Source organism: Campylobacter sp. W0066.2 (genome assembly GCF_024723515.1).
Classification (GTDB): domain Bacteria; phylum Campylobacterota; class Campylobacteria; order Campylobacterales; family Campylobacteraceae; genus Campylobacter_D.
Genome location: NZ_JANQCV010000023.1, coordinates 1 through 7,493 on the forward strand (window position 1 = coordinate 1; position 7,493 = coordinate 7,493).

The 7,493-nt window shown below is 25.1% G+C and carries 11 protein-coding genes; 9 read left to right on the forward strand and 2 right to left on the reverse strand.

Annotation, left to right across the window (positions count from 1 at the left end):
- Positions 1–144: 144 nt before the first annotated feature.
- The 9 genes from CAMP18498_RS07610 (at position 145) to CAMP18498_RS07650 (ending at position 5,835) form a co-directional block, all read left to right on the forward strand.
- Positions 145–837 carry a helix-turn-helix transcriptional regulator gene (locus CAMP18498_RS07610; protein WP_337198231.1) on the forward strand — a complete coding sequence of 231 codons (693 nt, stop codon included), beginning with the start codon at positions 145–147 and terminating at the stop codon, positions 835–837.
- 321 nt (positions 838–1,158) lie between these two features.
- Complete coding sequence (locus tag CAMP18498_RS07615; RefSeq protein ID WP_337198232.1) at positions 1,159–1,611, forward strand: hypothetical protein; 453 nt, start codon at positions 1,159–1,161, stop codon at positions 1,609–1,611.
- Positions 1,612–1,626: 15 nt separating this feature from the next.
- The gene (locus CAMP18498_RS07620; protein WP_337198233.1) at positions 1,627–3,384 is read left to right on the forward strand and encodes a BRO-N domain-containing protein; all 1,758 of its coding nucleotides are present in this window, start codon (positions 1,627–1,629) and stop codon (positions 3,382–3,384) included.
- Between the two features lie 231 nt (positions 3,385–3,615).
- Entirely contained in the window at positions 3,616–3,819 is a 204-nt protein-coding gene (locus CAMP18498_RS07625; protein WP_337198234.1) for a hypothetical protein, read from the forward strand.
- Positions 3,820–3,839: 20 nt separating this feature from the next.
- On the forward strand, positions 3,840–4,127 hold the full coding sequence (locus CAMP18498_RS07630; protein ID WP_337198235.1) for a hypothetical protein: 288 nt from the start codon (positions 3,840–3,842) through the stop codon (positions 4,125–4,127).
- Positions 4,128–4,405: 278 nt separating this feature from the next.
- A complete protein-coding gene (locus tag CAMP18498_RS07635; RefSeq protein ID WP_039667043.1) occupies positions 4,406–4,639 on the forward strand; it encodes a type II toxin-antitoxin system HicA family toxin in 234 nt (77 codons plus the stop codon).
- The gene (locus CAMP18498_RS07640; RefSeq protein ID WP_257913150.1) at positions 4,636–4,977 is read left to right on the forward strand and encodes a type II toxin-antitoxin system HicB family antitoxin; all 342 of its coding nucleotides are present in this window, start codon (positions 4,636–4,638) and stop codon (positions 4,975–4,977) included. Before CAMP18498_RS07635 ends, CAMP18498_RS07640 begins: the two co-directional genes overlap by 4 nt.
- 373 nt (positions 4,978–5,350) lie before the next feature.
- Positions 5,351–5,629, forward strand: a complete 279-nt coding sequence (locus CAMP18498_RS07645; protein WP_147574770.1) for a BrnT family toxin — start codon at positions 5,351–5,353, stop codon at positions 5,627–5,629.
- The gene (locus CAMP18498_RS07650) at positions 5,626–5,835 is read left to right on the forward strand and encodes an antitoxin (protein ID WP_139452091.1); all 210 of its coding nucleotides are present in this window, start codon (positions 5,626–5,628) and stop codon (positions 5,833–5,835) included. The genes CAMP18498_RS07645 and CAMP18498_RS07650 overlap by 4 nt, the downstream gene beginning before the upstream one ends.
- A 67-nt stretch (positions 5,836–5,902) precedes the next feature.
- Here the strand turns inward: CAMP18498_RS07650 and CAMP18498_RS07655 are convergent, their stop codons facing one another.
- Together CAMP18498_RS07655 and CAMP18498_RS07660 are read right to left on the reverse strand one after the other, a co-directional pair.
- On the reverse strand, positions 5,903–6,583 hold the full coding sequence (locus tag CAMP18498_RS07655) for an endonuclease (protein WP_337198236.1): 681 nt from the start codon (positions 6,581–6,583) through the stop codon (positions 5,903–5,905).
- Positions 6,584–6,811: 228 nt separating this feature from the next.
- On the reverse strand, positions 6,812–7,411 hold the full coding sequence (locus CAMP18498_RS07660) for a DNA repair protein Rad50 (protein ID WP_214099666.1): 600 nt from the start codon (positions 7,409–7,411) through the stop codon (positions 6,812–6,814).
- Positions 7,412–7,493: the final 82 nt, after the last annotated feature.

Sequence of the window (7,493 nt, forward strand, 5' to 3'; positions counted from 1 at the left end):
GCAAATAGTTTTTAATTTTTATATTTTCTATATATTATTTTTAGAATTATAAATGCTTTTTTTTAAAAACATATAATATTTTTATCATACTTTATATAAAAATATTATACTATTTTAATAATTTTTATATAGGATAATTCTATTATGATAAAAGAAAATATTAAGTTTTTAAGAAAACGACATAAATTAACACAACAAGAGTTGGGCAAAATTTTAAATGTAGGACAAAAAACAGTAAGTATGTGGGAAAAAGGAAATAACAATATTACACTTCCTACAATACTAAAAATATGTGAGTATTTTCAAATTAGTCCAAATGAGCTACTAGCAAATAATTTAGAAGATATGGAATTACATAGAAATCTTAGAAATTACAATAGACTTACACATGAATTACAGCTAAAAAATGGCTTAAATGATTTTTTAAAATCAAACATTGTAAATATGCAACTTCAAAAAATATCTAAACATATTCGTTCTCTCAAAGGTGTAGGATTTATAGAGAAATTAAGTGAAAGCTGGAGTGGAAACAGAGAGAAAATGCTTTTAATTCTTCTTTTGTTTATCAAACACTTAAACAAGATAGAATTAAGCCACACAACAATAAGTAAAAAAGATTTTATAAGCATGTTAAAGAAATTCAAAATTTCTCTAAAAAATATTAAATCATACTCTTTAATTTTAAGTGAAAAAGACAAAAGAAATATCATAGAATGGGTAGAAAACAACTTAGATGAGATCGATGCAAATGCTCTATTTATTGATTTAAGAAAAGATGTTGAAAAAATAATTATAAATGAACTTAATTCGTTTGATTGTCTAATTGTTGAGGATTGAAATTAAATAAATTTGGCTGTAAAGTGTTTTACAGTATAATCATTCTAAGGCTGATTAACCAAAGGGCAACGGCCTTTGATTAATCAAATCTTGCCTTAGAATGAATAAATGAGAACTTCAAATAATCATATTCTAGTAATTATTATACTACTATGTATAATAGTCAAAGGCTTATTAGCTTTGATTTCCCCTTTTTTTAAGATACAGAAACCCTTTGGCGACAATAATATCAAATAATGCTCAAAAAATATATTTTTATATAAACTATTCATTTTTATGTTAAAATTCCAAAAATACTAATTTTTAAAACAAAGGAAAACCATGAAAGATTTACACACCGTATGGGGGGGGGGATCAGTATTTTTTGATTTAACACCTGCTTTAAAAAACACTTCACAAACAACAAAATCAAACTCAACAACAGCCCTATTTCAACTATTTAAAGACTTCAAGAATGCAAATAATGAAAACAAGCGCATAGATATATTGCTAGATATTGTTTTTTTTATTATCACTAATAAAAATATCACAATTAATAAAATATCCATTGACCCAGATGAGGAATATTTGTTTGAATATATCAATCAAGACTTTTTAGATATTGCTAATAACATACATAATGATTTTAATCAAAACTATGCGCTTATAAAAACTATAAAAATAATTTATAACTTAGGTTATGAGGCTAATGAGTGTCTAAAATTAAAACTAAATAACAATAAAGACTATTCTTTTGCTTTAATTTTTACAGATGATCTTTTAATCTCATGCTAAATAAAGGAATGAAAAATGATTTTTAAGTTTTTAAATTTTGATGATAAAACAGTAAGAATAGTTTATGATGAAAAAGAAGTTTGGCTTAGTTTTAAAGATATATTTTGTGGCATATTAAAGATTAATTCTAATAGCTATTATACCTATCTTTTAGAGCAAAAATTTGGTAAAAAGTGCTATAAACAATACAATGTTAGCTCATCTAAATTAAAAAATAGAATTCCTGTAAAATTCTTTAGTCTAGAGCAGTGTATGTATCTTTTAAAGATGATAAATGATAGACAGAAAAAACCTATCAATACTACCCATGTTCAGCAATGGATTAATGAAGTTTTGCCTTTACACTTAAAAGATATGCAAACGCAAGAAGTAAAAACAGTCAAGGAATTGCCAAAGGTAGATACAAAAAAAGCATTTAAAATAGATATAGTTAAAGAAAAGCAACACACAATAAGCGCAAAAGAATGTATTAGCAAAAAGCAAGATGATGAGTTTATAGACACTACTTTAGTAAAAAATAATGAGCATAAATTTGATGATTTTATAAATGGTAATTCTATTATAAATCCTAATACTAAATATCCTGAATGTAATGGTTTTTCTTACAAAGAATATAACTTAGATATTGTAGTTATTTATAATAAAATATTCTTTTCTTTTGCTTGCATTAAGAAAATCTTGTCATTAGATAATGATAATTATGAGTTAATATATTATCTACAAAGCTTTCAACAAGATGAATTAGAAAAAGCTCAATTTAAAACATTTAAAGAATTTTACCTATATGATTGTGAAGAAGTATATGTAGAATATTACTCTCTTAGAAAACTTATTAGAAAATTTAAAACCAAAGAAGGTTTAGAATTTTTATCATATATAGATAAAAATATAATACCTAACCTACTCCATAACTACATACATAAAAATAATGAAGAAATTAAGCCCTCATTACTTAGTCATCAAGGTAATGTGGAGTTTAACAAAGAAAAGAATCATGAGGGCGAAAATAGCCTATCTTTAAACTTCAATGATAAGCAAGTTAGAATTATAACAAATGAAGATAATGAAACAATGTTTTGCTTAAGTGATGTTTGCAAGATTTTAGAAATACAAGATACGACAGATGTTAAAAATGCTATATTAAGGGAATTTGAGCTACCTAGATTAAATCTATACAGCTTTGATACTGGTTTTGGAATAAAAGAATTTACCATGATAGATGAGGCACAACTTTATTATGTGATGAATAATTCAAGAAGTCCTAAAGCTAAGCCTTTTAGAATGTGGGTAAATAAAGAAGTTTTACCAAGTATTAGAAAACATGGTTATTATAAAAGCAAAGATAATGATTACAATCATGATAATAATCTAATAGCTTCTAATATCATTTCACATAAAGAGTCTTTATTGTTAGCTTTAAAATACCTAGATAAAAGCGAATATCTAAGAATGGAAGTAGAAAGATTAAAACTTGAAAATGAAAGATTAAGAAATGTATTTCAAAGAGGAGGCAATTTTCTTTTTACGCAAGTTGCTAAAGTTTGTGATATAAAAGAAGATGAGCTAAGAGATTTATTATTAGGATATAACATCATTTCTTATTTTGATAAAAAGATGATAGCAACAGCTCATGCCATAGAAAATAATTATGCAAAAATGAAACTTACAGATACAAGAGTTAATATGTATGTGCAAGTTGTTTTTACGCCTAAAACTATAAGAAATATTGAAATGTATAAATTGCATGGAGCAAGAGAGGATTTGTTTTTATAAATAATAATACATACTAACCTCATAAAGCTTTAGTGGTAAATAATATGATTTTACCACTAAAAATAAGCACATAATATATTGAAAATATGATTTAAGCTAGATCATCATAATAACAAAACTTCAATTGAATTTGATATTTTTGCTTAATTTTTAAATAATATGGTATAGTTATGCTAACTTTTTAAGTATAATATGGTGTATTTTTACTAAAAATATACCATAAGGAAAATGATGACAGAATACAATATGGTAAAAATTGCTGGAGATTTTAATCAAACTGACACAGCATTTGGTCAAGCTATACCAAATTTAATTCAAACGATACAAAATAATATTTGTTTTATATCTATAATAGTAATAATTGCGATATTTTGCTGGACTCTTGTTAAAATTTTTCAAATTACAAATAGTAAAAGTGTAGAGTATAATTTTTAGAAAAAAAGAAAGGGGAAATAATGATTATCACAGCTTTTATCTTAACAGCAGCTTTTGCTTTATTTTCATTTTCTTTGGTTTCAGCCAGCAGAGAATTTCAAAAGTTAAAACCTCAAATTGAATGTTTTTTAAATTCTGATAATGAAAAAATAAGACTTGCAACAGAAAAAATCTTAAAAGATTCTTTGTCTTTTTTTAGTAGCTATCGCGTAATGTTTAAAATTTTAACTTCAAGTGTTGATAAAAATACTAAATTTAGCAAAGAAGAAGAAAATGCTGCGAAAAAATTAATAGAATTTTTTTCATAGTTAATGGTAAGGCATATTGGTATAATTATTTAATAATAATGCTATTTCTATCAATTTTTCTTCTTTTTTTGATTATGAGAAATCGTATCAGTGAAATAATTAATTTTAGCTTGATTGATATTGAAAGACAGTATTTCACAAAATCCCCAATTAATTCCCCTCAAACTCAACATTAACCATATAAGCGTGAATTATTAATATAGCTCACGCTTTTAATGCTAAACCAGTAAATTAATTTTTAAGTTTTAGTGTGTATAATACACACTAAAATGTTTTTAATGAGCAATAAAGATAAGTTGATAAAAGAATTAAAAAACAATCCTAAAAATATTCGCTTTGAAATTCTTAAAAAGCTACTAGAGGATTTCGGTTACGAATGTTTTAATAAAGGAGGATCACACTATCAATTTAGAAAACAAGGGTGTGATTTAATTACTATACCATTTAAACGACCTATAAAGGCAATATATGTAAAAATGGTATTAAAAGCAATCGAAGAGAGTAAAGAATGAAAAATTTAGAATACTACTTGAATTTACCTTATGAAATCATCATTAAAAAATTAAGTGATGAAGATGGGGGAGGATATTTTGCTCGATACAAAGATTTTCCATATATCATGGGAGATGGTGATACACAAATACAAGCTTTAGAAGATGTAAAAGAAGCCTTTAAATCTGCTATTTCTTTAATGCTCGAAAAGGGAGATTATATTAAAGAACCACTTAATGAAGAATCAAAAGTTAGAATTAATATCACATTACCAAAAAGTCTAGTAGAAGCAATAGATCAAGTAAGCAACAATAGAAGTAAATTTTTAGCTGATGTAGCTTTTAGAGCTTTAAGATAAAATAATATTATATAAAAAAGATATCTTTATAACAAGCCCTCAACCCTGCTAATAATATGAAGGCTTATGTTTTAAGGATAAACTAAGCAGGGTTTTTTTAAAATGTTTTTTAAGAAATTAGTTCTCATCTTAGTTTTTAATGACTAAGATGAGAGCACTTAGAGTTATCATAAAGATAACAATTTTTTCCATTTTAACCTCCTTTTAATTTAAAATTGCCAAATTATATTTAAAAGGAAAATTTCTTACATAAAAGCTTCTTTAAACTTTTTCATTTTTATACAGTTTAAGATTTTTATTATTTTTTTTGTGAGTTTTTAAGTTATGTTTTGATTATATTTGATATAATTACCTTATAATTATAAGGTAAAATATGAATTATGAATGGGATGAAGTAAAAGAGCGATTAAATATCGCTAAGCATAATGTTGATTTTAATGAGGCAAAGTCAGTATTTGCAGATGAGTATGGCTTGGTTGTGTTTGATGAAGATCATTCAGATGATGAAGAAAGATTTTACCTTTTAGGAGTTAGTAATAAAGAAAGAATTTTGCTTGTGGTTCATTGCTATAGAGAAGGCGACACAATACGCATTATTTCAGCACGAAAAGCAACTGCAAAAGAAAAAAAACAATACAAGGATCAAAAATGAAAAAAGAAATAGATTTTAAAAATGCAATTAGAAATCCATATGTAGATAAAGAATTAAAAAGACAAGTAACTATTAATTTAAGTGGCAATGTTATTGATTATTTTAAAGAAATGGCTAAGAAAAAAGGCGTACCTTATCAAATTTTAATCAATATTTTTTTAAATGATTGTGTGAATAAAAAATTAGATATTGCAGTAGTTGAATAATTTTGTTTTTATAAAGCAAAGTAAAATTATAATTATTTTTTCTTTAGTTTGTGATTAAATAAATTTATTACCTACCAGACTTTTCTCTTATAATCCTTTCTTTTTCACTCATAGGATATTGTTTGTCCCAAGATTCCATAAGTTTTCTTTCTTGATCTGATAATCTAATATTATATGTTTTACTCATGTATAAATAACTTCTTGCAATCCAGCCTTTAGAATAATTAGCAGGATAAAATCTTTTTGCTTTAAAATCTGTATATACTTTACAATTTCCATATTGAGTATATTCTAAATTCAAAGGAGCCTCAGCATATCTAAAATTACTTCTATCACCATTAACTTCACCTATAGCAGGAACTAGGTTTTGTTTATCAGCTTCCATTTTGGTAAAAAGTGGATCATTTTGACAAGCTTTTCTACCACCTTCTCTCCAGCAAGGTAAATGTTTTCCAAAATTTTGTGCAGGCATAATATGCTCCCATTCTATGCGTTTTGCTCTTTGATTGATTTTTCCTTTTTTAGTATATTCATTGCGTGGAGTGTATAAATCACTTTTAACTACTTCAAACTTAGTGTATTTTCCTTTTTTATTTGATTTAAATGGAGCATTACAATAAAAATCATATTGATAAGTACTACCTAAGCTCTCATATAGCTTAACTAATTCTTTTTTGCTCTCATTAAAATTATCACTAGCTAATAAAGATAAAGATGAGAGCAATAGAATAAATAAGAGTTTTTTCATTGTTTTTCCTTGTTAGAATAAAAAAAGCCAAAGGGTTTCTAGTATCCCCTTTAAAAAAAAGGGGGAAATCAAAGCTAATAAGCCTTGACTATTATTATACATAGTAGTATAATAATTACTAGAATATGATTATTCAAGGTTCTCACCTTCTTTCTAAGGCAAGATTTGATTAATCAAAGGCTGGGAACCCTTTGGTTAATCAGCCTTAGAATGATTATACTGTAAAAATTATTTAATGTTACACCTTTTTAATTCTGCAGAAAAATCTTTTGCTTCAAGAAAATTACTTGTAGTTACAATAGTAAATCCTGCCCGTTGAATTTTCATAAGAATCTCTTTTGATAAATTCGTACTATAACTCAACTTCTTAAAATGTTTAGATGACATTTGTCCTATTCTTAAATAATGAAAAAATGGTTTTACAGTTTCTTTGTTTTTATTGACTTTTATAATATCAGTAAATATTTTCCCATATCCACAATTAATATTTTCAAAGTTACCTTTTTTTATTTGTATTCTCATTTCATTATAAAAAGAAATTAATTTACCATTATTGTCTTTAATAAGATTAAGCATAGGATCTGGAATTTCCTTTAAATATTGATTTTTTTCATCAAAATGATCAACATTAAATGTAGTAATGTAATAAGATTTTTCGTTTGACAATATCATAAAAGATGAAGGATAATTTTTATCATAACCATTAAAATATAGATTTACTCTTACATTATGATATTGATAATGAAGTTTAATGCAACTATCATTTTTTTTGCATTTAATGTCATTATACTTCTTCAACAAAAAATCTAAAATAGATATATCACTCATTTATAACACCTCTTACTCATTAATTATATTTCTATAAAATATAAATTACCATATCCGTTTATTACTCTTAATCTTCCGGTTT